We start from the raw sequence: 26,597 nt of genomic DNA on the forward strand, positions 1-26,597 counted from the left end.
GTAGACTTTTCTATAAATTGTATGGTCTTGAAGGCTGTAATCACGGACTCGAATACTTGTTATAGAAAGAGCGTAAATTAGTGACGAAATTGGTCTTTTAAACTCCTAAATCTACCACCAATAAATTCATGATTAATTCGCTCCTTATTTTCTCAATACCTTATGAGCCTGTTGTATTTGGTGTAAAATTAAACATGCATCTTATTCTTGAATACTTGGCGTTCTTTCTCGCATTCAGATATTATGTTTTTCTACGTAAAAGAAGTACTGATGTCATTTCATCTAACAACCGACTATCTATAATTATAGGTGCCATTTTTGGAGCTTTATTTCTTTCTAGACTAGTCGCATTTTTTGAAAACCCCGTGGCACATATTCAAGAAGATTGGCTATACAATCTGAACAATAAAACCATAATGGGCGGACTCTTTGGTGGTCTACTGGGCGTGGAACTCGCCAAGAAGATTATTGATGAAAAACAATCTTCTGGCGACCTATTTACCGCACCTATTATCCTAGGCATTATCATTGGAAGAATCGGCTGCTTTTTATCGGGTATTAAAGAGTTTACCTATGGCAAAGAAACCTCCTTTTTTACAGGTATGGACTTAGGTGATGGTATTCAAAGGCATCCTATTGCGTTATATGAAGTGGTGTTTTTAACGGTGCTTTTTATTATCATCCGTAGACTTCAAAAAGCGAATATTACTTTTAAGAACGGAGATCTTTTTAAGCTCTTTATGGTCAGTTATTTTTCCCTTCGTTTCTTTATCGAGTTTCTAAAACCTAACAGTTTTTACACCCTTGGTCTAAGCAGCATTCAAATATTATGTTTAATTTGTTTGGTTTACTACTATAAATTCATCCTTCAGGGAATTACATATGTCCGAAAAAAACTATACATATTATGATTTTACATTAAGCCTTTGCCCAGAATGTTTACGACGGGTAGATGCTAAAATCGTTTTTGAAAACAGCAATGTATACATGCTTAAAAATTGTAAAGAGCATGGTAGATCTAAAGTGCTTATAGCTGATGATATTGAGTATTACAAGAACATTAGAAATTATAATAAGGCTTCTGAATACCCGAAAACATTTAATACCGAAACGCATTTCGGTTGCCCTTATGATTGCGGACTTTGCCCTGACCATGAGCAACATTCTTGCCTTACGGTCATAGAACTAACTGATCGTTGTAACCTTACCTGCCCTACCTGTTACGCAGGATCATCGCCAACTTATGGTAGGCATAGAACGCTTGAAGAAATAAAGAAAATGCTCGATGTTATTGTAAAGAACGAGGGTGAACCAGATGTGGTGCAGCTTAGTGGTGGTGAGCCCACTATACACCCCGATTTTTTTGAAATACTAGATTACGCCAAGTCCCTACCAATTCGGCATTTAATGTTGAATACCAACGGAATTAAAATTGCGAAAGATTTTGAGTTTGCTAAGCGATTAGCCAGCTATGCACCAGATTTTGAAGTGTATTTACAGTTTGATTCATTAGACAACCAGGTACTGCAAACCTTACGCGGAGCAGACCTATCCGATGTTCGTTTACAGGCATTAGAACATCTAAATAAATTGAACCTTTCTACCACACTAGTAGTTGTGCTACAAAAAGGATTGAACGACCACGAAATGGGAAGCACCATAGATTTTGCCTTAAAGCAAAAGTGTGTACGCGGAGTCACTTTTCAGCCTACCCAAATAGCAGGTAGGTTAGAGAATTTTGAAGTAGATGAAAACCGTATCACCTTAACAGAAGTACGCAGAAAAATTTTGGAACAGTCCCCTATTTTTGAGTCGGACGATTTAATACCTGTTCCCTGTAACCCAGATGCATTGGTGATGGCTTATGCTTTAAAACTGGGTGATGAGGTGAATCCGTTAACTAGATTCATAAATCCTGATGACTTATTAAACGAAGGCAAAAATACCATTATTTACGAGCAAGATGAACAGCTACACGGTAAAATGATTGAGCTGTTTAGTACCGGAAATTCCGTTGAAAAAGCATCTGAAAATCTAAAGAGTATTATGTGCTGCCTACCAGAAATTGATGCGCCCGAACTTGGATATGACAATTTGTTTCGTATCATTATCATGCAGTTTATAGATGCCCACAATTTTGACGTTCGTGCCATAAAAAAGTCATGTGTGCATATTGTAAATAAGGACTATAAGATTATCCCTTTTGAAACCATGAACCTCTTTTATAGAGATGATAAGATCGAACGATTAAAGGAACTACAAAACGAAATGATATGATTTTAGAAGTTGGTAATCTAGATGGATTAGTTGTTTTAATCTTTCTAATAATGTTCGGTCCCGCACTATTGTTCATTATTATTGGGGCAATTTTATTTTATAATAAGAAGAAAAAGGCAGGTAAAGTCTTTATGATTTTAGCTGGGGTATATTGCCTAATAAGCCTAGGCATATGCGGTTCTATGATGGTATAACAACTATAATCGTTTGCCCTCATCGGTATTCTTCTTCTTAGAATTATCGCGAATTTTAGTGTTGCCAAACTTATATCTAAAGCCTAGAACAAATAATCTATTCTCGACCCTACTGCTAACTGTGTTTTGTTGGTCCAGATAATTTCTAGTTGAAAATGTATTTCCATTATTAAAAATATCTTCAATACCTAAAGAAATACTTGCGTCTTTGTTCCAAAAGGTTTTTCTAAACGACAGACCTAATTTGCTAAAAGACTCCGATGTTGCATTACCACTAATGTATGGTGAAAAATACGTATAGGTAACATCGGCAAAAAGTGATTCATCTTTAAGAAGCGTAAAGTAATTGTTGGCGCGAATAAAGGTGGTCCAAATAGAATTCTCTACTATGGTATTTGTATTCAGGTCTTTAAAGGTCTTTTTGTCATGATAATGACTAACAAGAGCATATAGATACCAATACGATGTAAGTTCTTTAGACACACTTACATCGATCCCGTAAAAATAATTGGATTCTAAATTTATATATTGAGTTCTTAATATATTGGTTTGGTTGTCTTGGATAATCTGTTGCGCTTGTTCATTAGATTTTCTATTGACAAATAATACCACTTTATAATCGCGGTCATAGACATAATCGAACTGCAAATAATCACTATAAGCCGGTTTTAAATTAGGATTACCTTCGTAAAGAGAATTTGCCGTCAAATAGAATTGAAATGGATTAATGCTGCTATATCTCGGTCTTGTAATTCTTCTATAGTATTTTAAATAAAAGGCATTTTTTTCTTTTTTATATGAAAGCGCCATATTAGGAAAAAGTTTAAAATAAGAAGTTGTATTTAGAGAAGCCGACATATCTAAATTACCTTCGGTATCTGTATACTCTGCTCTTAAACCTACATTTAATTTCCAACTTTCCCAATTGTTATTCAAACTGACATAGCCTGCATAAATTTGTTCGTCATAATCAAACAAACCAGATTCTGTAGGGCTTATTCCGTCTACCGAATCATCAAACCCAGATTGCATAATACTTGCTTCAGAATTGATAGTTGCCACTCTCAAGCCTGTTTCCATTACAGATTGCTCTGTTAGCGGTAGTGTAAGGTCTGTTTGTGCACTAAAAAGGTTTATAATTTGATCAGACCCTATATTCAATGTGTTTTCTGATGTATTCTCTGTAAAGCCTTGTGTAATATTATTGTTCAATACTTGGCTCTGTTTAGAATCATAGTAAGTAAAATGAGCGTTAGTGGTTAGTTCTGCCCCTTTATCATTTAATTTATACACCCAATCTAGATAATTTGATGTGTTGTACGAATCATCATTTTGTACGTTTAAACCATCTAACCTAGCGGTTAAATCGCCATCGATAGTATTAATATCTGTAATTGAGAAATAATCTGTATTTCCGTTTGGCGATAAATTAGAGGTAGAAGTTATGCTTAAGGTATTCTTTTCATTTAATTGTACATCTAAAAAGAGATTAATATTGTGACTTTTCTTCTTATCGATTATTTTTTGTTCCGCTGTCCAAATTTCGTTTTCTTGTCCGTTTTCCAAGTAGGTTGTAATGTCGGTATATCTTGTCCAATTTCTATTATGGCTAAAGCTATAGTTGGTGGAGAAATCTATCTTTTTTCCTTTAAAAAAATGGTCTGTTCCTAACGTGTGTTTTGGTAACACCCCTTGTGTATATCTATTGAATACGGCACCATTATACCCAGCAACCAGATTTTTCTTCATTTTAATATTAATCAGTAATCCGCCTTCGGCACTGTATTTAGCTGGCGGACTCGTAATTACTTCAATAGCTTCTACATTGCTGGCTGAGCTACCGGTAAGAAGGTTTACAATATCGCTTTCTGGTAAGTTCACTAGCTTACCATTAATCATCACATTAACATTAGGACTACCGTTAATATATAAACGATTATTCATTACCATAACACCAGGGGTACGTTTTAGTACATCCCAAATATCACCATCAGATAGTGCGGTGTTTTCAACACTAAAAATGTGACGGTCTGCTAATTGTTCTAATACCGGCTTTTTTTGAGTAACTACAACCTCATCTAACTCTTGAGAACTTTTAAGAATTAAGGGCTTTACTTCAGTATTTTCTGTAATTGAAATATTAGAACTCTCAATAGTATTTGCTATGTAGCTAGCAACAATATTATAAGTGCCAGGGGTAACCGCTTTAAACTCGTATAAACCTTGATCATTTGTTACCGTGCCTTTAATGAATTCACCTTCACCGGTCAATAAGATTACATTCGCTAAAACAACTGGGTTTTGATTGTCATCTATTACTGCACCATTAATTAAAAAATCTTGGGCAAACGCTAAAGAAAACGTAAGACAAAACAGTAGTGTTAAGTGTAAATTCCTAGTCATTAGTGTGCATATAACAACTAAATGTAGGAAAGTAATATTGAATTATCTTACAGAATTCTTAAATTTTTCTTAATAAAAAACAAAGGTTCTGATAGTTAAATAGTTAGCTTTATTCAAGACGTTCGCGTTCTATTTTATCTATATCTCGCTGGTTATCTTCTAAGCGAAAATTACCAAAGTTGTAGGTGAAGCCAAATTTTACATATTGGGTTTCTTCGACTGCCAAGTAGCGATTATTTTGATTTAAGTATTGAGAAGAACTATAGGCATTATATTTTCCAAGAAGGTCATTTGCACTAACGCTTAATACAGCTCTATTATCTAAAAATGATTTTCTTAATCCTATGGTTAAATTTGCAGTCTCATCTTGGATAAAAGATCCTTCTAACCAACCCGTAAGGTACACAATACCTAACTCGCCCTTAAAACTACCATCATTAGAAAGGGTTATATAGTTGGTAATATCAATATATGCACCATTAAGTTCATTGGTGTATGAAAATGCATCGCTTTGGGAAGCTATAAAAGTTTCTTCTTCATGAAAGAAAGACATATAGCTGTACAAATACCAATTATTTGTAATTGACTTACCATAGGTAAAATCGAAACCGTAAGAAGTACTTCCTAGTACATTTTGGAAATTATCGGTTAATACAAAATCAGTGTTGTTTTGAAAAGTAAGATCCGAAATATACCTGCCATTATCACGGTAGTAAAAATCAAAAAAATACTCTTGATTTAGCGTATAGTTTAAATTAAAGTTATGAATAAAACTTGGTATCAAATTAGGATTGCCCTCTACAAAAATACGCTCATTACTATATGTTCTAAACGGATTTAAATTCTCATACCTGGGGCGTTGTACCTTTCTGGCATAATCAAAAGATAGACTATGGTGGTCATTGATATTGTGCAGAATATACAATGAAGGGAAAAGTTCAAAATAACTAAGCTCATTAATGTTTGATACATTTACAGACACTCCCGTGCTTTCTGTTTGTTCTGCACGTAACCCTGTTTTTATACTCCATTTATCCCAGTCTTTCGAAAGGCTAAAATAACCCGCATACACACTTTCGTCATAGGTATAGTCATCAGAAAGATTGGGTATAAACTGCGTACCATTATTCTGTAGAAAATAATCTAATCTACTTTCAGAATCAATAAAAGAACCTTTTGCCCCTGTTTCAAAAAATACGCTGCCAAAATAATCACTATAATCTATTTGAGCGGTCTTTATTTCTATCTGTTGATCGGCAATAGTCGAGAAATTAAAATCGCGCAGAAATGAGCCACTAGGCTGAAAATAATCTGAGTTTACATCTTGATTTCGGTCTAAACCAAAATTTGTATAGTGTGCATTTACAGTTAAATTTCCTTGGTCTTTAAATTTATGTTTAAAAGTAAGGTCGCCCGAAATATTATGCTTTTGTTCACTTAAAAAACTGTTTGATGTAAAAATTGAATCTAAAACCCCTACGCTGTTTTTAATGGTAGTTTCCTGAAAAAAATCAGCATCCTTTTTTGGTTGATACTGTGCGTTGCTTGTTAAGCTTAGGGAGTTCTTTTCGTTAAATTGATAATCTACCGATACCCCTGCGCTATGGGTATTAGTACGTATTACTTGATCAAAATCTGTATCCCAAATAGAAGTAATACCGGTATTATCCATAAAATTGGTATTGCTCAAAGTATTCTTGAACTCCTTCTTTGGGGTGTAATTGTAACTTGCGTTTACATTTAACTTTTTTGTCTTATAAAAATGTGATGTTCCAAAATTGTACTTCGGAAACACCCCTTGCGTATACCCTGCATTTACATTGCCTTTATAGCCTACAGAAAGGTTTTTACTGGTGACAATATTCAAAATAGAACCACCTTCGGCGTCATAACTTGCTGGCGGATTATGAATAACCTCAATAGATTTTATATTCTCGCCTTGGTAGTTTTCTAACAGACTTCTAACCTCTTCTGAAGACAATTGCACTTTACGGTTATTGATATAAACCGTTGTTACTTGATTTCTTACTTTCAACTCATCATTCATCATAATGACTCCTGGTGTTTGACGAAGAATATCCCAAGAGCTGTTCTGAGAGATAACCGTGTTTTCGACATTGAAAACAATTCGGTCAACTTCTCTTTTTACAACTGGTTTATTACTAATAACTGTAACTTCATTTAATTGTTCTGCCTGCTCCTCTATAATCAAAGCGCCTATTTTAGTGTCTTTAACTATCTCAATAGCTAAATTTTCTGAAGTTTGACCTACATAAGATGCTTTTAAAAAATAGAGACCCTCTGCTATATCAGAGAATAAAAAAGCACCATTTTCGTCTGCAGATGTGCCTTTTACCAATACAGAATCTGATACGTTCGATATAAAAACAGAAGCAAACGCTACGGGTGATTGATATTGATTCTTGACTTCTCCTTTTAATTCAAAGGTTTGACCAAAAATAACATGGGTCATTGCTAAAAATAAGAATATAATGGTGGTTAGTAGTTTCAATGGTTATTCGGGGTTGGTGGTCAAATCTAATTAAAAAAACGTTGTAATCCTTTACAATATATGTAATCCAAAGTAATCTTTACAATAATAAATACGTAACTGCACTCAAGCTTAGCGCTATAAATTAGATTATATTTGCAATTGCTCTTTGGTGCCGGGCATTGATCCTGGTTTAAATTAGCATTATTATTACTGTTACCGCTATGAAAAACATTAGAAATTTCTGCATTATTGCACATATTGACCATGGTAAAAGTACCCTGGCAGACAGACTGTTAGAGTTTACCGGTTCTGTTACCGATCGAGAAAAGAAAGAACAGTTACTAGACAGTATGGATCTTGAAAGAGAGCGTGGTATCACTATAAAAAGTCATGCCATACAAATGGAATATACCTATAAGGGCGAGCAATATATTTTAAATCTTATTGATACTCCTGGTCACGTAGATTTTTCATATGAAGTTTCTAGATCAATTGCTGCCTGTGAAGGTGCATTGTTAGTGGTAGATGCTGCACAGAGTATTCAAGCTCAAACGATTTCTAACCTATATTTAGCACTAGAAAATGACCTCGAAATTATACCCGTTTTAAATAAGGTAGATTTACCAAGTGCCAACCCAGAAGAGGTAACCGATGATATTGTAGATCTTTTAGGTTGTAAAGCCGAAGATGTTATACCAGCATCTGCAAAAACAGGTATTGGTATTGAAGAAATATTGAGTGCTATTATTGAGCGTATTCCTGCACCAAAAGGCAACCCAGACGAAGCATTACAGGCTTTGGTTTTTGATTCTGTTTACAACCCTTTTAGAGGTGTTGAAACTTATTTTCGAGTTATAAACGGTGAAATTAAAAAAGGACAAAAAATAAAATTTGTAGCAACAGACAAAGACTATTATGCCGATGAGGTAGGCACTTTAAAATTAACTCAAGAAATTAAAAAAAGTGTAAAAGCTGGTGACGTTGGTTATTTAATTACTGGAATTAAAGATGCTCGTGAGGTTAAAGTAGGTGATACGATTACTGATGCCGCAAACCCTACTAAAAACCCTATTGGCGGCTTTGAAGATGTAAAACCAATGGTATTTGCGGGTATTTATCCGGTTGATACCGATGAGTTTGAAGAGCTACGTGCTTCTATGGAAAAACTACAATTGAACGATGCTTCTCTTGTATTTGCACCAGAAAGTAGTGCTGCACTTGGCTTCGGATTTAGATGTGGTTTCTTAGGAATGCTACACATGGAGATTATTCAAGAGCGTTTAGAGCGTGAGTTCAATATGACGGTAATTACTACGGTACCCAATGTTAGTTACCATGCATTTACGCGTAAAAATCCCGATACTCCAATTGTTGTAAACAACCCAACTGATTTACCCGATCCGTCAAGTATTGATCATGTTGAAGAACCTTATATAAAAGCTACCATTATTACGAAAGCTGATTTCGTAGGTAACGTTATGTCTTTGTGTATTGAAAAGCGTGGTATAATTACCAATCAAACCTATTTGACTACCGAGCGTGTTGAACTTAATTTCGACATGCCTTTGGCAGAAATAGTTTTTGATTTTTATGACCGTTTAAAAACAGTTTCTAAAGGGTATGCCTCTTTCGATTACACACCTATAGGCATGCGCCCTTCTAAACTAGTTCGTGTAGATATTTTGTTAAATGCACAGCCTGTAGATGCACTTTCTGCTTTATTACATGCTGATAATGCCGTAAATATTGGTAAGAAGATTTGTTCGAAACTAAAAGAACTGATACCAAGACAACAGTTTGATATTCCTATTCAAGCTGCTATTGGTGCAAAAATCATCTCTAGAGAGACAACTAAGGCTTTGCGTAAAGATGTAACGGCTAAGTGTTATGGTGGTGATATTTCTCGTAAACGTAAACTTCTTGAAAAACAAAAAAAAGGTAAAAAACGTATGCGTCAAGTTGGTAATGTAGAAGTGCCACAAGAAGCATTTATGGCGGTATTAAAGTTGAACGATTAACTTACTCTAACCACTTTCTAAAATCAGAAGTGGTAGAAGTACTGGTCATCGATTTTTCTTTACACCCCTTTATCGTTATAAGCAATCGGTTTTTAAAATGACTTTCAATCTGTTCTATAAAATCGATATGTACAATTTCGCTACGGTTGATTCTAAAGAACTTTTTGGGTGGTAGCTGTTGTACAATACTCCCAATTGTTTGAGATATCGGATGCCTTTTGCCTTCTTGATCGGTAGCAATGCAAAAATCTCCTGAGGCTTCTATCATACTAATATCAGAAGTGTTCAAGAGCTGAATGCCATTAGGTCTTTTGATTACAAACCGTTTCTTATAATTGATCTGCTCATCTTGCAGTGCCAATTTTAATGCACTTAATGTTTCATTGCTTAGCTTACTATCATATTCTCCCTGTTTAAAAAGAGATTGATACTTTTCTAAAGCTTTTATAAAATCAGCATTGGTGTATGGTTTTAAGATATAGGCGATCCCGTTCGTATTAAATGCTTGGAACAAATAATCATCATACGCAGAGCAAAATATTATTGGACAACTCACCTCAACCTGATTAAACAAGTCAAAAGAAATTCCGTCTAACAACTTAATATCAGATAAAATAAGATCGTATGTATTAGCTTCTAAAAGCGATTTACCCTCTACAATAGATCTTGCCCAGTGATTTGTTATATCATCATCAAAAAACGTTTTAAGATGACTTAGTAATTTCTGATATGCGGGTATTTCATCTTCTAAAATTAAAAGGTTCATATGCTTCTAATTAGTTACTTAATTTGATAATTGGAATGGAAATTTTAAACTCCGTTTCACTTTCTTCTATTTTAGGTATCTCTTTAGAAAGTAATTGATACCTCGCTTTCAAGTTGATGAGTCCTGTACCCAAACTATCCTTAGGTGCTGCAAATTTTAATTTGTTGTTTGTTACTGTCAACCAATTTTCATCAACATCAATACTAGTATGTACTTTGTTTTCTCCACCTGCTTTGTTATGTTTTACCACATTTTCTAACAATGCCTGTATAGCCCCAGTGGGTAAGAATTTATTTAAAAGATCGATGTTCTTATTGATGTGAAAACTGTAATCATCACCAAAACGCGTTTGAATTAAAAACATATAATTATCCGCTAAATTCATTTCTTCCGACAACTCCATGACCTCAGCGTCTTTTGTTTGAATTAAGTATCTATAGATCAAAGAAAGACGATTTATATATTCCTTTGCCTTATCAGCATTACTATCTATTAAGGCATCTAGAGTGTTTAGATTATTAAAAAGAAAGTGCGGGTCTAATTGCGAACGTAGAAGTTTTAGTTCATTTTCTTTCTGTTGTTTTTGAATTTTTACGACTTGAGTTTGGCTTTCGTAGAACTTTTTGGTCAACAAAATCCCTAAGGGAATACCAACATTATCTGCACCGGCAAAAAGACCGTCTAATAATGCTCTGTGCCAAACCGGGTATGTTCTGCAATCATTTTCACATGACCAATACCCGGCAAGGTTTTCTATGAAACCTGTAACGGTCAATATTACAATAGCTAAGTTAATGAACAGGAAGTAGTTTGTATTCTTCAATAAAAAATTTGGCAACAACCAATACATAAACAACCCAATAGCAATGCATGCCATAATTATGTATGTTGGAATATCAACTATAAATTCTAACAGGTCATTACCATAAACATAATATTGCCAAACATTAAGAAGTGATGTTACGCCAATAATAATACCTAGCAATATAAAGTCTGACTTATTTAGTTTAGTGTTCATATATGCTATGTATTAATTGTCCTGTTTAATACGGTTTTGTTCGTCTTTTGAAGAATTCTCTCGCTTATTGTTTTTTCCGAATTTAGAACCAAAACTATAGTTCAATTGTAAAAATACGTTGTTTCTTGCCCAATTTGAAACTATGGTTGCATTTACATTATCATACTTAACAACCCCATTAAAAGGTCTCTGAATCAATTCTTCAAACTCTAAACTTACCTTTAATTTATCATCCAAAAAGCTCTTGCTAAAAGCTATATCAATACCAGCCAACCAATCATATTCGATGATGCCCTCTAAGCCGCCAGAAGTATAGTATGTTGATACTTCAGAATTGATTTCCCATGGTAGTTCATATTCAGCTCCTGCAAAACCCGTAATACTCCATTTGGAAAGGTTTAATTTAGGTTCTAAGTTTTCTGAGTTATATGCGTTATGATTCGCTTGTACGCCAAAATAACCGTCTATACCTTCTATAAAATCTAATGGCGCGAAAAAACTGAAACTCCAGTTTTTATTTTCAGCCAAATTGATCATGGTTCTAGAGGTTTCTGCGGAGACGTCGTTTTGGGTAATAATCTCAAATAATTGATCCGAAGTTTCTCTGTAGTTGATGTTGAAAAATGGTTGGTTGTCAAAGGTTAAATTAAATTGATAACTATTTGTGAACGAAGGTTTTAAATTAGGGTTTCCTTCTTCAAATGTAAACGGGTCATAAAAATACACAAAAGAATTAAGTGAACTGTAAGATGGTCTTTGAATACGGTAACTATACGCCAAATTTGCACTGATTTCATTTGTAATTTTTCTGCTGATACTTGCGCTCGGAAATAGCTTTGAGATTTTTCTTGTTCTTGTTTCTCCTGTAGTTGTCGCTGTCCCTTGGGTATCACTTTCCTCCCAACGCAATCCGCCAGAGAAGGTCCATTTATCAACCTTTACGTTCATTTTAGAATACAATGCTAGAATTGTTTCATTTACCAAGAACCTATTACTTTCGGCAGGTCTAAATTGAAAAACTCCTTCATCATCCTCTGTTAACGATTGTAAATCACTATCTGACTTAACATCTGAAAACTTAACACCGGCATCCCAAGAAAAATTATCATTTACAGTTCGCTTATAGTCGGTTTTATAGGTGTTGATTTTATACGACGCATCTTGAAAATAACGTCTATTATTGAAGGACTGAGTTGAAGTGCCTACTTGATATAGATTATTTTCATTATCATAGGTGTAGTCAACATAATTATAATCTAGCACTAATTTACTCTTATCATCTTTAAACTCGTAATACGGATTCAAAGATTTTATGTTTCTGTTTCTATCGAAACTATTATCAGTAAAAAGTGAAATGTTTGATGTTGCGTTAGAAATCGTTGTGTTGTTATTAGATACTCGGTCAGAATCATTGTTAATCAATCTACCGTTAATACCTATAGTGTGTTTATCTGACAAGTAATAATCAATACCCGCCCCCACATTAAATATTCTAGGATCAAATGCTGATTTGGAAATTTGTTTATAGGTGTCGTCCAAAACTTTACGTGAAAGTGTTAGATCATCTCTTGATGTAGATTTTTGATAACCCGTGCTAAGCTGCCAATTTAGTTTGTTCTTATAGCTCGCAATAGATGCGCTGGTGGCATACTCAAATCTATTTTCATAGCCCACCATTTGCTTTACATTACCATGTGTACCTAACCTTATATTTTTCTTTAGAATAATGTTTAAAATTGGTCCAGAACCTTCGGCGTCGTATTCTGACCCTGGTTGTTGTATTAGTTCTACTTTAGAAATATTATCTGCGGGCAAATCTCTTAACAAACTTGCCGTATCCATATAATCGGTAGTCTTACCGTTAATCAGTATTCTAATATTACCTTGACCCGCATAACTTACATTACCATTGGTCATTATAATACCGGGCACCTTTTTTACTACATCTTGAAGATTGGTATTCACCATATCTGAATTTTCAAGATCAACTATGAGCTTTTCTGCAGTTTGCTTAAATTGTGGTCGTCTACTTTTTACAACAACCTCATCTAAGTTCTGAGCTTCTTCGTTCAGTATAAAATCTACTATTAATTTTGACTGCGGTAATTGAAATTCATCAGATTTTTTGGTTTCAAATCCTAATACCGACACTTCTATTACATAGTTGCCATTTGCAATGTTTTCAAAGAAATAAGTGCCTATTTCATTACTGATTACTCCTGTTACCGCTTTTTCTTTTCCTACTTCGTATAGAATGATGTTGGCGAAAGAAAGCGGTGCTTCTGTTGTGTCCGTGATTATACCGGTGATGGTGTTTTGAGCTATGGTAGCCGCTGTGATAAGTAGCGCAATAAATAGAATTGTTGATTTTAGTTTCATGACAGTTCGTTTTTTAATTGATACTGTAAAACTATAGTCAGACCCCTATTTTTTAAAGTTCATTCTGCCCAATCGGGATAAAAAACGGTCGAACTGGGTCTCTCTCTTATGATTAACTTTCAATGAAATATCACCTACAACCATTGTAAATAGTGTAAATGTGCTAGAAGAGGTATTTGTGGTAGCGTTGAAATTGAAGGTTAAAAAAAATTTGGCTAATAATTAATAAAGCTTTTAGAATTGCATCTAATAATGACGTTGAAAACTAAATATTTATACAAAAAAAATGCCCTACAAAAGATATGTAGGGCATTTCTATTCTTAAGCATTCTTGTATTAAAAATCTGAAAGTAAGTTTAAAGCTTGACAAGTCGCATCTACAACTTGTTGAGGAGATAGTCCTTCCAAATCAGATTCATTTAATGTTCCATTGCTTTCTCCGCCTACAGTTAAGTCATAAGTTCCGTCGCCGTTATCACAAATTTCAACTTTTTGGTCTGCGCCAGTACATGATTTACATTCGTTATCACTATCTTTTGAGCAACTTGTGAATGATACGGTAGCCGCTAAGGCTAAAAATAAAACTACTTTTTTCATAAAAACATTTGGTTTTGGTTGGTTTTTCTTACTTCCTTAACGAAATGATTTTGCGGTTTATTGCCAAAGTAATATTCAAATAGGCATTCTATAGTTCCTTTATCAGTAATAATATAATAAACTTAAACTCCAAGTGTGGATGATTACTTCTCTTGAGCTTCTTCTTTCTTTGGGTCTTCTAAAGGAAATATTTTGCCTAAGTATGCCAACTTATATCCTTCTTTAATATCTGTGAATTCTTTACTAAATGCCGTGATAATATGTATTTCTCCTTCTAAATCTCTCAGAAATAAAGGAACAATATCTGAATCTGCCTTTGTAATCTCAATTAAACCCTCGTAATGTTCTGTATCATGAAGTTCTATCTCGTGTATTGAAGGGTACTTTCTTGCCGCTTCCGTCAATTTAATAAAGTCATCGGTATGCGAAAACAACCCTTCTTTTGGGTTATTCTCTGGGTCAGCCATTTCATCGACATCTACCAACCTAAAAGATCCATTTTCACCAAATACATCTTGAAACTTATCTATCGCATATCTGTTAATATCTGAATTTGCGGTCAAGGCCATTAAATAACCTATGTCATTAAGCTCAATATTGTCGGTTAGGTTATCCGAATAAATATTTGCTGAAATAGCTTCTAGTCCTAATTTGTTTGCTTTGTCAATATTCGTCTGGTTGTTATCTATTAAAACCACATGTCTGTCGTTTTTATGTAAGTACGCTCCTATTAAACGTGATACTTTAGAGGCTCCTAAAATTAAAATTCCTTCAGACTTGTTTAAAAACACCCCTATTAGCTTCGCAAATATTCTAGCTGTAGTAGCATTTAGCAATACCGTACCAAGAACAATCATAAATACCAAAGGTGTAATATATTCTGCACCAGCTTCGCCCCTTGCCAATAATTTAGAACCAAATAAAGAAGCTATACCTGCAGCAACAATACCTCTAGGGCCTACCCAACTAATAAATAATTTTTCGTTGAATTTTAAATTAGACCCTATAGAGCTTAGAAAAACACCTAGCGGTCTAATTATTAAAACGATAGATAAAAACAAAGCGACTGTTTTCCAAGTATATATTAACTCTAGGTCTGCGATATTGATGTTTGCCGCCAACAATATGAATAATATCGAGATTAAAAGAATACTTAACGACTCTTTAAAATAAAGTAATTCTTTAATATTAGGTAAATCGGTATTCCCCATCACCATACCCATCACTACAACCGCTAACAAGCCAGATTCATGAGCAAAAACATCTGACATAACGAAAACCCCCAACACTACCGATAATGAGACAACGTTTAATAAGTAATGCGGAATAAAGCTTTTCTTGATTAAAAATGTAAGCGCATGGGCAAAAGTGAAACCGAAAGTAAACCCGAACAATAATATTTTACCGAACTCGATCAATGCGGTCATAGTATATGCTTGACCTTCACCTACACTTATAAATTCATATACCAATACCGCAGCCAATGCACCAATGGGATCAATTAATATTCCTTCCCATTTTAGTATGGCCGAAACATCTTTTTTAAGTGGAATATTTCTTAAAATAGGAGTAATTACAGTAGGTCCTGTTACAATAATCAAAGCTGAAAACAAGAAACAAAGCTGCCAAGAAAGTCCGAATAAAAAATAAGCCGCCAAAGAAGCGCCGAAAAATGTCGTTAAACTACCAAGGGTAATTAACTTGGTAATTACCGGACCAATATTTTTAATTTCAGAACGCTTTAGTGTAAGTCCGCCTTCGAATAAAATAATACTAATGGCCAGAGACACAAAATAATATAGACTTTCGCCAGGGAAAAGACCTTTGGTTCCGTTCCAGATTGGCTCAATAATTTTAGAACCATCTTCGGTGTACAATGTCGATAACGGACCAACGATTAATCCAATAAGAATTAAAGGTAAAATTGCTGGTAATTTTAGGCGCCAAGCCACCCATTGAGCAAGTATTCCTAAAATAATAATTCCGGCAAGCTCTAGCATTTAGTTTATTTTTGATAAAAATAAGAATTCTAGGTCATTATATATCAAAATTACTAAACCATAACAAGCATATTTAAACCATCGATTTAAGGGGTTGACATGACTTCTTGCTAATTAGCACTATATTCTATCGCACAACCTAACAAATGACTGCTTATCAAGTTATAAAAATCTATTTTATTCGACATCGTATTTTCACCTTCACTTAAGGTAAACATATTAGAATCTACAGTAAAAACCAGTGTTTGAGGTAGAGTACTTCCGTATAACATTGAATGTATTCTATCGGATATACCCACCGATATATTAATGGTTAAAACTTAGATTTGACAGCTAAAAAAAACCTTTAATTTTTAGCTACGCTGCCTAAGAATCTATTTTCTGGTTTTGTAGTGTCGTTAATAGCATACCTCTTGGGTTGGGACTTGCTCTTACAATCGACCCCCACTATATCAGTTATTATAGCTGCAGATGTAAGCGTTATACTGGTGGTGATTCTGAGTAGTTCTAATGTGAGCATTAGAGGTCCTGGAAATGGTTTGGTGATTCTACTTTTAGGGGTAATTACAACTATTGGTAGTGATCTGTATGCTGCGCTATTTACACTTGCAGCCATTGTTTACTCAGGTATTCTTATGTTTTTCGAGATTCTTAAAATGGGCAGATTGGCAGATTTCTTTCCGGCATCTGCGATTGAAGGTATGTTGGCCTCCATTGGTTTAAAAAACCATTAAGATTTCAATAAGCGTTTTTTTCTTAGGTGGAGAGCAAAAAAATGTAATTCAAGAACTATTTACAAATGAGCTCATTACTTTCTTAGAAAGTAACCCTTAGAATCATATTGAGACCAATGGCACATCTATTCTTAATCTTAAAAAGCAACGCCTATTAAGTGTTAAGAAGATAAGGCAGTACTGTATTTTGGGGAAAAACTAAATCAACTTCTTTACCAAAGTGTTTCTGTATAGTGCTTTTTTGTTTTACCTCAACTGCCGAAACATATTGTTAAATCTGCTATATATCAGTATTTAGTTAAACATTTTTTATCATAATCACTAAAAATGTTAAATTCTAAATTGTTAATCGCTTAATAATCAATAATTAAGTGTATTATTTACATTAGTTTAATCTTACAAAAGTTGAAGAAAAAACGTTATAATAGGCGCGACTTTTTTAACTTCGTAAATACCTTATGGTTTAAGCTTTTACCAACAGTATTGGTTTAAAAAAAATTATATACTTCATATTTATAAAAATGTCTGAACCCTATAAGCGGTCTATTTTAAAAAACCCTATTCTATACGGTCTTGCCACGTTTTTTTTTATTTTTATAATCACCCAATTCATTGCCTTTCAAAAATATGAAATTTATCAAAAAACAGAACTCCAGACAGTAAATGAAAGAGTTAATAAACTTAAAATAGACCTACAGAACGTATTAGGCCAAAGTTATAATGTCACACAAACTTTAGCATTTATTGTTGACCAATATGGTTTACCAAATAATTTTGACAGTATTGCGCAAATTCTTTTAAATAGTAACAATAGCGTTGATGCTCTTGAATTAGTTAATGCCGAAGGTGTAATTACACACGTTTATCCTTTTAAAGGGAATGAGGTGCTTGGTATGAATATTCTTAACGATCCTGAAAATAAGTTTGGAGCAAAGATTACTCTTGAAAAAGGAGATTACTATACAGCCGGACCCATTTATTTAAAGCAAGGTGGTTCGGGCGTTATTGGTCGCAGACCTATGTACAAGAACGGGAAATTCAATGGCTTCGTTGCAGCCGTGGTACGTCTATCAACTATTGTAAATGCGGTTCAATTAGATTCTCTTGAGCAGACAAAATTCTCTTATAAACTGGTTAAAATAAACACGGATAATTCTGAAGAAACCTTTTATACATCAAAAAATAGTTTTCAAGAAGGTGCAATTGGTGTACCACTTACCACCAGCCAAGGCGAGTGGAAGTTGTATGTCTACTCAAATAATACACATTCAAATTCTGGTGCTATTCTATTTGCCGTTCTCGGTCTAATATTATCTATAGTTTGTGGTATTTTGTCGTGGTTTCTAATGCGTCAACCAGCTAAATTAAATAAACTTGTTGATGAAAAAACAGCGCTCTTAAATGATAGTAAAGAAAGATACCGATTATTAATTGAAGGGGCTTCTGACGGTATATTCCTCATTGATTTTCAGGGTAATATTGTAGATGCAAACCCTTATGGACTAGAAATGTTAGGCTATGATAAAGAAGAGCTATTAACAAAGAATTTAATAGATATTACTGTTCCTGAAGACACTAAAAAAAAACCACCACGCTATAAAGAGATGCGTGAAGGGCAAACTGTACGATCAGAACGAAGATTGATAAAAAAAGATGGCACTCTATTTTACGGTGAAGTAAGTGCTAGACAATTAAATGAGACAACAGTTTTAGGTATTGTAAGAGATATAAGCGAACGAAAAGAATTAGAGCTAGCCGCACAAGAAAATTTAGCAAGATTCGGTAAGGCCTATAATAACAGGTTTGTAGGTATGGTCATTAAAGATCAAAATAGATGTGTGGTAGACGCTAATTTTTACTTTCTAAACCTTATTGGGTATTCGTTAGATGAAATTAAAGGAAAAACCCTTGATGAAATTGGGCTGATTGATTTTTCGCCGGCTTTAAATACCAACCCGTGTCAAAAATCTATAATAGAATCTGAAGGTATCGATAAAACTGAGTTAGATTTTACAAATAATAAAGGTGAGAAATTACATTTAATAACTTCTGCCGAACCTTATGACTATTTAGGTAAAAAATATAGTCTAAGTACTTTCATTGACCAAACAGAGGCGAAAAGCGCCAACTTGGCCATACTTGCAAGTGAAAAAAAATATAAACAGTTTACCGAACGAATTTCAGATGCCTTCGTTGCGTTTGATCAAAACTGGTGTTTTACCGATATCAACATAAAGGCGGCCAAACTGGTTCGTATGAACGCCGCAGAAATGTTGGGTAAAAATGTATGGGACGAATATCCAGATTTTAAGAATTCAGACGGCTATATCGCATTTAAAAAGGCGATGGTCGATCAGGTGTACACTCATTTTGAACAATACCACCCAACAGCTGACCTTTGGATCGAAAATCACCTATACCCTTCACCTAGCGGACTTTCAGTATATTTTAGAGACATCACTTACAAAAAAAAGGCTGAACAAGAAAAACAGCAATTAATCTCTATTATTGAGAATAGCCCAGGGTTTATTGGTCTGGCAACTTTAAAAGGTGAATCCGTTTTTATGAACGATGCCGGTAAAAAGATGATTGACCTCCCTGTTGATTTTGACGTTAAAAACAGTACCATTTTTGATTTTTTCGATGATGAATATAGAGATGTCATCGCTAATGAACATATGCCCACCATTATGGAAAAAGGCTTATGGTCGGGCGAAGTTCCTTTGAAAAATTTTAAAACTAAAAAAAAGACCCCATTAGAATTTTCTGGTTTCTTGATTAAAGACAAAAAATCTGACCAACCCATTGCAATAGGTGCTATTGGTTTTGATTTAACAGAACGTAAAAAAAATCAAAAAGAAATACTTGCATTACAAGGTAAAATGGACGCGGCCATTCGTATTGGTAAAATTGGATACTGGGATTTTGACATAGAAACAAAGACGTTCATTTGTTCGCCTTTAATGTATACCATATATGATATTGACCAAGACACGGTTTTGACCATACCTTATTTAGAAAGTATCATTCACCCAGAAGATTTAGAAAAGCATCGCCAAAATCTAACTGATATTATAAAAGAGAAGAACAATCATAATTTCACCTATAGAATTATTGTTAGAGATGGCTCCATTAAGTATCTGATGGTTGAGGTAGAAGTTATAAGAGACACTAATAATAAGGGACTTGTATTTAGAGGTACAGTTATAGATATTACAAAACAAAAAGAGGCCGATTTTGAAATTCTTGATTTACAATCAAAAATGAATGCTGCCATTAGAATTGGCAATATAGGCTATTGGCATTGGGACATGGAAAACCCTATAGTAGAATGGTCTAAAGAGATGTATGCTATGCATGAAATAGCTCCAAATACTCCTATTACACCAGAATTGGTGAGGGAAATTATATATCATGAAGACGTACTTATTTTAGATACTAAACTTGCCGAGAAAAAAGGTGAAGGTATTGCTACACCCAGTAATTATAGAATTCAACTCAAAGACAATTCTTTTAAATACTTTTTAGCTTTTTCTGAAATAATTTATGATGAAAATGGTGAGCCTGTAGTTTATCATGGTACTGCAATGGATATTACCAAAAGTGTTATTTCAGAATTAGCACTTAAAGAAAGTCAAGAAAAATTTTCTAAGGCTTTCCATACCAATCTAATGGGCATGCTTATTTTAGATAAGCAAAGACGAGTAATTGACGCCAACGAAATGGTATACTCTATACTAGAGACCTCAAAGAAAAAATTACTTGGTAAGACAGTTATAGAATCTCAAGAAATATTTATTAATGAAAACGAGAGAAGAAGACTTTGGGAAAAACTTATAGAAGAAGGCGAGATATTGAACGAAGAGTATAAGATTCAACTCAAAAGCGGACTAAAAAAGACCCTTCTGCTGTCAATTACCCCTTTTCAATTAAAAGGCGAAGTCAGTTACTTGGTCAATATTTTTGACGACTCAAAACGAAAAGAGGCAGAAAATAATTTAGAAACTCAATTTCAAGAACTTCAAAAAACAAATTCAGAACTTGACAGTTTTGTTTACAGCGCTTCTCACGAATTAAGAGCCCCTTTATCCTCTGTATTAGGGCTCATAAACCTTATTCAACATGAAGATATTGACCCAAAGTTGTTTCAACATTTAAACATGATGGAAAGATCTATAGAAAGATTAGATGATTTCATTAAAGATATTATTGAGTATTCTAGAAATAAACACCTAAAGGTAGAGTTAGAAACCATAAATTTTACTACTTTAATTGAGCATTGTCTAGAAAGCTTTTGGTACTTAGAGAATACCGATAGAATAAATATAGAAGTTCATATATCCGATAATACCAGTTTTGTGTCTGACAGTAAGAGAATTTCGGTTTTATTGAATAATTTTATCTCTAATGCAATCAAATATCATGATTTAGATAAAGAATCGCCCTCTATTTGGATCAATGTTAAGACAAACGATAATGAGGCTATTATAGTAATAAAGGACAATGGTGTTGGTATGGCAGATGACCAACTTGAAAGAATATTTGACATGTTTTATAGAGTGTCTTCTAAAGTAATGGGGTCTGGTATAGGTTTGTTTATTGTTAAAGAAGTTATAACAAAATTAAAAGGTACTATCGAAGCTAAATCAAATATTGGAGAAGGATCAACGTTTACTATAAGGATACCAAATGAATCAGGCAGATTATAATATGGCAAAGGATATAAATATTTTATTGATAGACGATTCGGATGTGGACAATTTCATAAACAAAGCCATTATTTCGAAAGAAGATAATATCTCTCAAATTACAACTATGACGTCTGGTCATGATGCTCTAGCACATTTAACAAGTATTGTCGATAATACCGAGGACTACCCAGATGTAATTTTTCTAGATATTAAGATGCCAAGAATGAATGGTTTTGAGTTTTTAGATGAATACATTAACCTACCAAAAGCATTGACAGACCATTGTAAAATTTATATTCTAAGTTCGTCTATGGACTCTGTTGATTCAGAAAAAGGCAAAGAGTACTCGGTAGTTACAAAACATTTAATAAAACCATTGGCACACCACCAAATTGGACATTTACTTGCTGAAGACTAAACAACCGCCTACCAAATAATTTAAATACTGCCTAACCTTTACTATACCACAAAACTCGGCACAGATATTTATAAATAGTAAAATCTTCACTTTTCTGTGGGTTAAATGATAATATATTCTTAATAATCTTAAGATATCATTCGCTTTTATTATTTTGCCCCTTATGAAAATTTATCCCATTGAAACCGGTAATTTTAAATTGGACGGTGGCGCTATGTTCGGTGTTGTTCCCAAGACGATTTGGCAAAGAACAAACCCAGCAGACCAAAACAATTTAATTGATATCGCTGCAAGAAGTCTCTTAATTGAAGATGGCGACCGATTGATATTAATTGATACCGGTATGGGTAATAAACAGTCTGATCAATTTTTTGGCTATTACTATAAATGGGGCGATTTTACGATAGATTCTTCTTTAAAAAAACATGGTTTTCATAGAGATGATATTACCGATGTATTTTTAACCCATCTTCATTTTGATCATGTTGGTGGTGCCATTCAGTGGAACAAAGATAAAACCGGGTATGAACCTGCTTTTAAAAATGCAAAATTTTGGACCAATGAAAAACATTGGAAATGGGCCACCGAACCCAACCCAAGAGAAAAAGCTTCTTTCTTAACGGAGAACTTACTACCAATGCAAGAAAGTGGTCATTTGAATTTTATTAATCACACAGAAAATGATTTTTTAAAAAATAGTCCGCTAGGTTTTGATATTCGTTTTGTAGACGGGCATACCGAAAAGCAAATGTTACCACAATTTTCATATCAAGGTAAGACCATTACCTACATGGCAGACCTTATACCTACCGTAGGTCATATTTCATTACCATATGTAATGGGATATGATACGAGACCACTAATGACAATGGCAGAGAAAGCGTTATTCTTAAACGAAGCGGCAGATAATAAATACTATCTGTTTTTTGAACATGATGCACATAATCAATTATGTACCCTAAAACATACTGATCGTGGTGTTCGGCTTGATCAAATTTATACCTTCAACGAACTTTTCAATTAATACAATCATAATTAACTATAAATAAATTATTAAAAGTTACCCTAGTATGACAAATACATATTTTAAATCAATCTTCACCCTTACAATAGCTGCCATTTTAACTAGTTGTGGTAGTGCAGGCACAGCAGGCGGAAGCGGATTAATTCTTACTCCTGTAGAAAATATAGATTCTACTCCTTTAAAAATTGCGGATCTTACTACCAGCGAGAAAAATAATTGGGGTCATTTAGACCTTGTAGCAGACACTATACCTGGTATGAGTGTTGATAAAGCATACAGTGAAATCATAAAAAACAGAAAAGGAACCAAAACCATTGTTGCCGTTCTTGATTCTGGTATAGATTTAAAACATGAAGATCTTGTTAATGTTCTGTGGACGAATACAAAAGAAAGAGCAGGTAATGGTATTGATGATGATGGTAATGGTTATATAGATGATATTCACGGGTATAACTTCTTAGGCGAATCTTATAATGAGCAACTAGAATATGTACGTATGCTTCGCTTAAATATTGGGGATGCTGCTACTTTATCAAAAGCTAAATCACAATTAGATGCTAAATACAACGAGGCTTTACAAGGTAAAGAGCAATACGAGTCTATTTACCAAGCGGTAAAGAATGCTGATAACGATGTTAAAAAGTACTTGAAGAAAGAAACGTACAACAAACAAGATCTTGCTGGTATAAAAGCAACGGACGAGGCTATGCAGCGAAATGTTGCCATACTGAACCAAATGTTAAGTATTAATGAAACAATACCTGGCGTACTTGACGATTTAAACAAAGGAATTAAGTATTATTCAGAACAGCTTAACTACAATCTAAATAAAGATTTCAACGGTAGATCTCCTGTTGGTGATGACCCTTATAATTTAGCAGATGTAAATTACGGTAATGGTAACCCAATGAACAGGGTAGATGATGAAAGTCATGGTACGCACGTTGCAGGTATTATTGCTGCTGAACGTAATAATGGTAAAGGTGTTAACGGTGTTGCCAATAACGTAGCTATAATGAGTATTAGAGCTGTACCTAATGGTGATGAGTACGACAAGGATATTGCTAGAGGTATTCGCTATGCTGTTGATAATGGTGCCCGTGTAATAAACGGTAGTTTCGGTAAGTCATTTTCACCAAAGGCCGAATGGGTAAACGATGCTTTAAAATATGCCGCGAAGAAAAATGTTCTTTTCGTACATGCAGCTGGTAATGATGGTGCCGATTTAGATGATCCTACAAATCCAAACTTTCCTAACGATCAAATTACAAACGGACCAGAATTTGCCGATAACGTAATTACAGTTGGTGCTTTGAATCCTAAATATGGTTCTGAAATGGTTGCTAGCTATTCTAATTATGGTAAAATAAATGTTGATATTTTTGCCCCGGGCACAGATATCTATTCTACCTACCCAAACAACGAGTACGAATATTCACCTGGTACCTCAATGGCTTCTCCTGGTGTTGCCGGTATTGCTGCTTTGGTGATTTCTCAATATCCAAACCTAACAGCTGCACAGGTCAAAAAAATCATATTACAATCTGGTTTACCAATTAAAACTAAGGTAGTATTAGGCAGCAATGGCGGTAAAAGCGGATCTTTAAACGAAGTGTCTACTTCTGGTAAAATCGCAAATGCATATAATGCTTTGGTATTAGCAAGTAAAGTAGCTGCCGGACAGGTTAAATTATAATTTTATACAACTCTCATGATTAAATCATTTCTTACATTTTTAACGGTAGTATTCACTGTTGCATTATTTGCCCAGAATAAAACCGATTATTGGCAACAACATGTTGATTATACCATGGCGGTAGATATGAATGTTGACAATTTTCAATATAACGGTACACAAACTTTGGTTTACACGAACAACTCACCAGATGAGTTAAAACGTGTTTACTTCCATATGTATTTCAACGCTTTTCAACCTGGTAGTGAAATGGATATTCGCCTGCAGAACATCGCAGATCCAGATGATAGAATGACTACGCCAGACAAGAAAAGTAGAATAGCATCACTTACCGATAGCGAAATAGGTTACTTACATGCTACCTCTTTAACACAAGATGGTAGTAAGGTTACTTTTTCAGAGGAAGGCACTGTGTTGGTTGTTGATTTGGCTAAGCCGATAGCTGCTGGTGCGAAGTCTACATTTAACATGGAATTTAAAGGTCAAGTGCCTTTACAAATTAGACGTTCTGGTAGAAATAGTGAAGAAGGTGTTGCCTTATCTATGAGTCAGTGGTACCCAAAACTAGCGGAGTATGATTTTGAAGGTTGGCATGCAGATCCATATATCGCTCGCGAGTTTCAAGGGGTATGGGGAGATTTTGATGTAAAATTGACCATTGATAAAGAATACACCGTTGGTGGAACTGGTTATTTACAAAACCCTGATGAGATTGGTCATGGTTACGAGACGCCTGGTACCAAAATTAAAAAACAAAAGGGCAAGACCTTAACATGGCACTTTAAAGCTCCAATGGTACATGATTTCATGTGGGCCGCAGACCCAGAATATATTCACGATATTCAGCAAGTACCTGACGGACCAGTACTTCATTTTCTTTACAAAGACGATGCTAAAATTTTAGAGAACTGGAAAAAACTTCAGCCTAAAACGATAGAGGCTATGCAGTTTTTTAGTAAAAACATTGGTAAATACCCTTATGATCAATATTCGGTTATTCAAGGTGGTGATGGTGGTATGGAATATGCCATGTCTACTCTTATTACAGGTAACCGCAAATTTGGTAGCCTTGTTGGTGTTATGGCGCATGAAATGGCACACTCATGGTTTCAACATATATTAGCCACTAATGAAGCTAAACATGAGTGGATGGATGAAGGGTTTACTTCTTTTATTTCTAAGCTTTGTATGAGCGAAATAATGGATTACGAAAAAGAGAATCCGTTTGAGGGTACTTACAAAGGGTATAGAAACTTAGCGCTTTCGGGTAAAGAACAACCTCAAGGTACCTATGCGGATCGTTATGCTCTTAACTTTGCTTATGGTGTTTCTGCATATAGTAAAGGCTCTATATTTTTATCTCAATTGGGCTATGTTATCGGTCAAGATAAATTGATGGAAACTATTCGTCAATACTACGATGAGTTCAAGTTTAAACACCCGGTGCCTAACGATATTAAACGTGTTGCTGAAAAAGTATCTGGTTTTGAACTAGATTGGTATTTAACCGATTGGACACAAACGACTAATACTATTGACTACAGTATTAAAGAGGTTGCTGCATCAGAAAATAATACTACAGTTACCTTAGAACGTATTGGTTTAATGCCAATGCCTATAGATATTTTGGTGGTATATAATGATGATTCTAAAGAAACCTTTTATGCTCCTTTACGTATGATGCGTGGTGAAAAAGCAAACCCTTATGAGGGTATTGAAAGAACTGTTATAGAAGACTGGCCTTGGGCTTACCCAACGTATAACTTTACTATAAACAAACCAATGTCTTCAATAAAAGCAATTGTTATTGATCCTTCGCAATTAATGGCAGATGTCAATTTAGAGAATAATGTTTGGCAAGCAGAGTAGTTTCTTTTGCTAAACTTTT

17 protein-coding genes are annotated in these 26,597 nt (G+C 34.3%); 10 read left to right on the top strand and 7 right to left on the bottom strand.

What is annotated here, in order from left to right; genetic code table 11:
• Positions 1–128: 128 nt before the first annotated feature.
• Genes CLV90_RS01535 through CLV90_RS01545 form a run of 3 tightly spaced genes read left to right on the top strand, consistent with a single transcriptional unit; the run spans position 129 to position 2,471 of the window.
• Positions 129–911 carry a prolipoprotein diacylglyceryl transferase family protein gene (locus CLV90_RS01535; RefSeq protein ID WP_133685766.1) on the top strand — a complete coding sequence of 261 codons (783 nt, stop codon included), beginning with the start codon at positions 129–131 and terminating at the stop codon, positions 909–911.
• Positions 883–2,277, top strand: a complete 1,395-nt coding sequence (locus CLV90_RS01540) for a radical SAM protein (RefSeq protein ID WP_133685767.1) — start codon at positions 883–885, stop codon at positions 2,275–2,277. The genes CLV90_RS01535 and CLV90_RS01540 overlap by 29 nt, the downstream gene beginning before the upstream one ends.
• Entirely contained in the window at positions 2,274–2,471 is a 198-nt protein-coding gene (locus CLV90_RS01545; RefSeq protein ID WP_133685768.1) for a hypothetical protein, read from the top strand. Before CLV90_RS01540 ends, CLV90_RS01545 begins: the two co-directional genes overlap by 4 nt.
• Before the next feature lie 3 nt (positions 2,472–2,474).
• Here CLV90_RS01545 and CLV90_RS01550 read toward each other — a convergent pair whose 3' ends face one another.
• Both CLV90_RS01550 and CLV90_RS01555 read right to left on the bottom strand, forming a co-directional pair.
• Positions 2,475–4,874 (bottom strand): outer membrane beta-barrel family protein, encoded by a 2,400-nt coding sequence (locus tag CLV90_RS01550; RefSeq protein ID WP_133685769.1) that lies wholly within the window; start codon positions 4,872–4,874, stop codon positions 2,475–2,477.
• Positions 4,875–4,983: 109 nt separating this feature from the next.
• Positions 4,984–7,386, bottom strand: coding sequence for an outer membrane beta-barrel family protein (locus CLV90_RS01555; protein ID WP_243835241.1), 2,403 nt, complete (start codon positions 7,384–7,386; stop codon positions 4,984–4,986).
• 203 nt (positions 7,387–7,589) lie between these two features.
• On the opposite strand from CLV90_RS01555, the gene lepA reads away from it, so the two are divergent.
• Positions 7,590–9,386, top strand: coding sequence for a translation elongation factor 4 (gene lepA / locus CLV90_RS01560; RefSeq protein ID WP_133685770.1), 1,797 nt, complete (start codon positions 7,590–7,592; stop codon positions 9,384–9,386).
• Between the two features lies 1 nt (position 9,387).
• On the opposite strand, the gene CLV90_RS01565 is transcribed toward lepA, so the two are convergent.
• From CLV90_RS01565 to CLV90_RS01585, 5 genes are all read right to left on the bottom strand, one after another.
• On the bottom strand, positions 9,388–10,152 hold the full coding sequence (locus tag CLV90_RS01565; RefSeq protein WP_133685771.1) for a LytR/AlgR family response regulator transcription factor: 765 nt from the start codon (positions 10,150–10,152) through the stop codon (positions 9,388–9,390).
• Between the two features lie 10 nt (positions 10,153–10,162).
• The gene (locus CLV90_RS01570) at positions 10,163–11,170 is read right to left on the bottom strand and encodes a sensor histidine kinase (protein WP_133685772.1); all 1,008 of its coding nucleotides are present in this window, start codon (positions 11,168–11,170) and stop codon (positions 10,163–10,165) included.
• A 12-nt stretch (positions 11,171–11,182) separates the two neighbouring features.
• Entirely contained in the window at positions 11,183–13,549 is a 2,367-nt protein-coding gene (locus CLV90_RS01575) for a TonB-dependent receptor domain-containing protein (RefSeq protein ID WP_133685773.1), read from the bottom strand.
• Between the two features lie 336 nt (positions 13,550–13,885).
• Positions 13,886–14,146: a hypothetical protein gene (locus tag CLV90_RS01580; RefSeq protein ID WP_133685774.1), complete on the bottom strand. Its 261-nt coding sequence runs from the start codon at positions 14,144–14,146 to the stop codon at positions 13,886–13,888.
• A 143-nt stretch (positions 14,147–14,289) separates the two neighbouring features.
• Positions 14,290–16,146 (bottom strand): cation:proton antiporter, encoded by a 1,857-nt coding sequence (locus CLV90_RS01585; RefSeq protein ID WP_133685775.1) that lies wholly within the window; start codon positions 16,144–16,146, stop codon positions 14,290–14,292.
• Positions 16,147–16,559: 413 nt separating this feature from the next.
• Between CLV90_RS01585 and CLV90_RS01590 the strand changes: the two genes are divergently transcribed.
• From CLV90_RS01590 to CLV90_RS01615, 6 genes are all read left to right on the top strand, one after another.
• On the top strand, positions 16,560–16,880 hold the full coding sequence (locus CLV90_RS01590; protein WP_133685776.1) for a SulP family inorganic anion transporter: 321 nt from the start codon (positions 16,560–16,562) through the stop codon (positions 16,878–16,880).
• A 521-nt stretch (positions 16,881–17,401) separates the two neighbouring features.
• On the top strand, positions 17,402–21,589 hold the full coding sequence (locus tag CLV90_RS01595) for a PAS domain S-box protein (protein ID WP_133685777.1): 4,188 nt from the start codon (positions 17,402–17,404) through the stop codon (positions 21,587–21,589).
• On the top strand, positions 21,570–21,989 hold the full coding sequence (locus tag CLV90_RS01600) for a response regulator (RefSeq protein ID WP_133685778.1): 420 nt from the start codon (positions 21,570–21,572) through the stop codon (positions 21,987–21,989). Before CLV90_RS01595 ends, CLV90_RS01600 begins: the two co-directional genes overlap by 20 nt.
• 163 nt (positions 21,990–22,152) lie before the next feature.
• Positions 22,153–23,013, top strand: a complete 861-nt coding sequence (locus tag CLV90_RS01605; RefSeq protein WP_133685779.1) for an MBL fold metallo-hydrolase — start codon at positions 22,153–22,155, stop codon at positions 23,011–23,013.
• Positions 23,014–23,059: 46 nt separating this feature from the next.
• Positions 23,060–24,709, top strand: coding sequence for a S8 family peptidase (locus tag CLV90_RS01610; RefSeq protein ID WP_133685780.1), 1,650 nt, complete (start codon positions 23,060–23,062; stop codon positions 24,707–24,709).
• 15 nt (positions 24,710–24,724) lie between these two features.
• Positions 24,725–26,578, top strand: coding sequence for a M1 family metallopeptidase (locus tag CLV90_RS01615; RefSeq protein ID WP_133685781.1), 1,854 nt, complete (start codon positions 24,725–24,727; stop codon positions 26,576–26,578).
• Positions 26,579–26,597 lie beyond the last annotated feature (19 nt).

Source organism: Maribacter spongiicola (genome assembly GCF_004364165.1).
GTDB lineage: Bacteria > Bacteroidota > Bacteroidia > Flavobacteriales > Flavobacteriaceae > Maribacter > Maribacter spongiicola.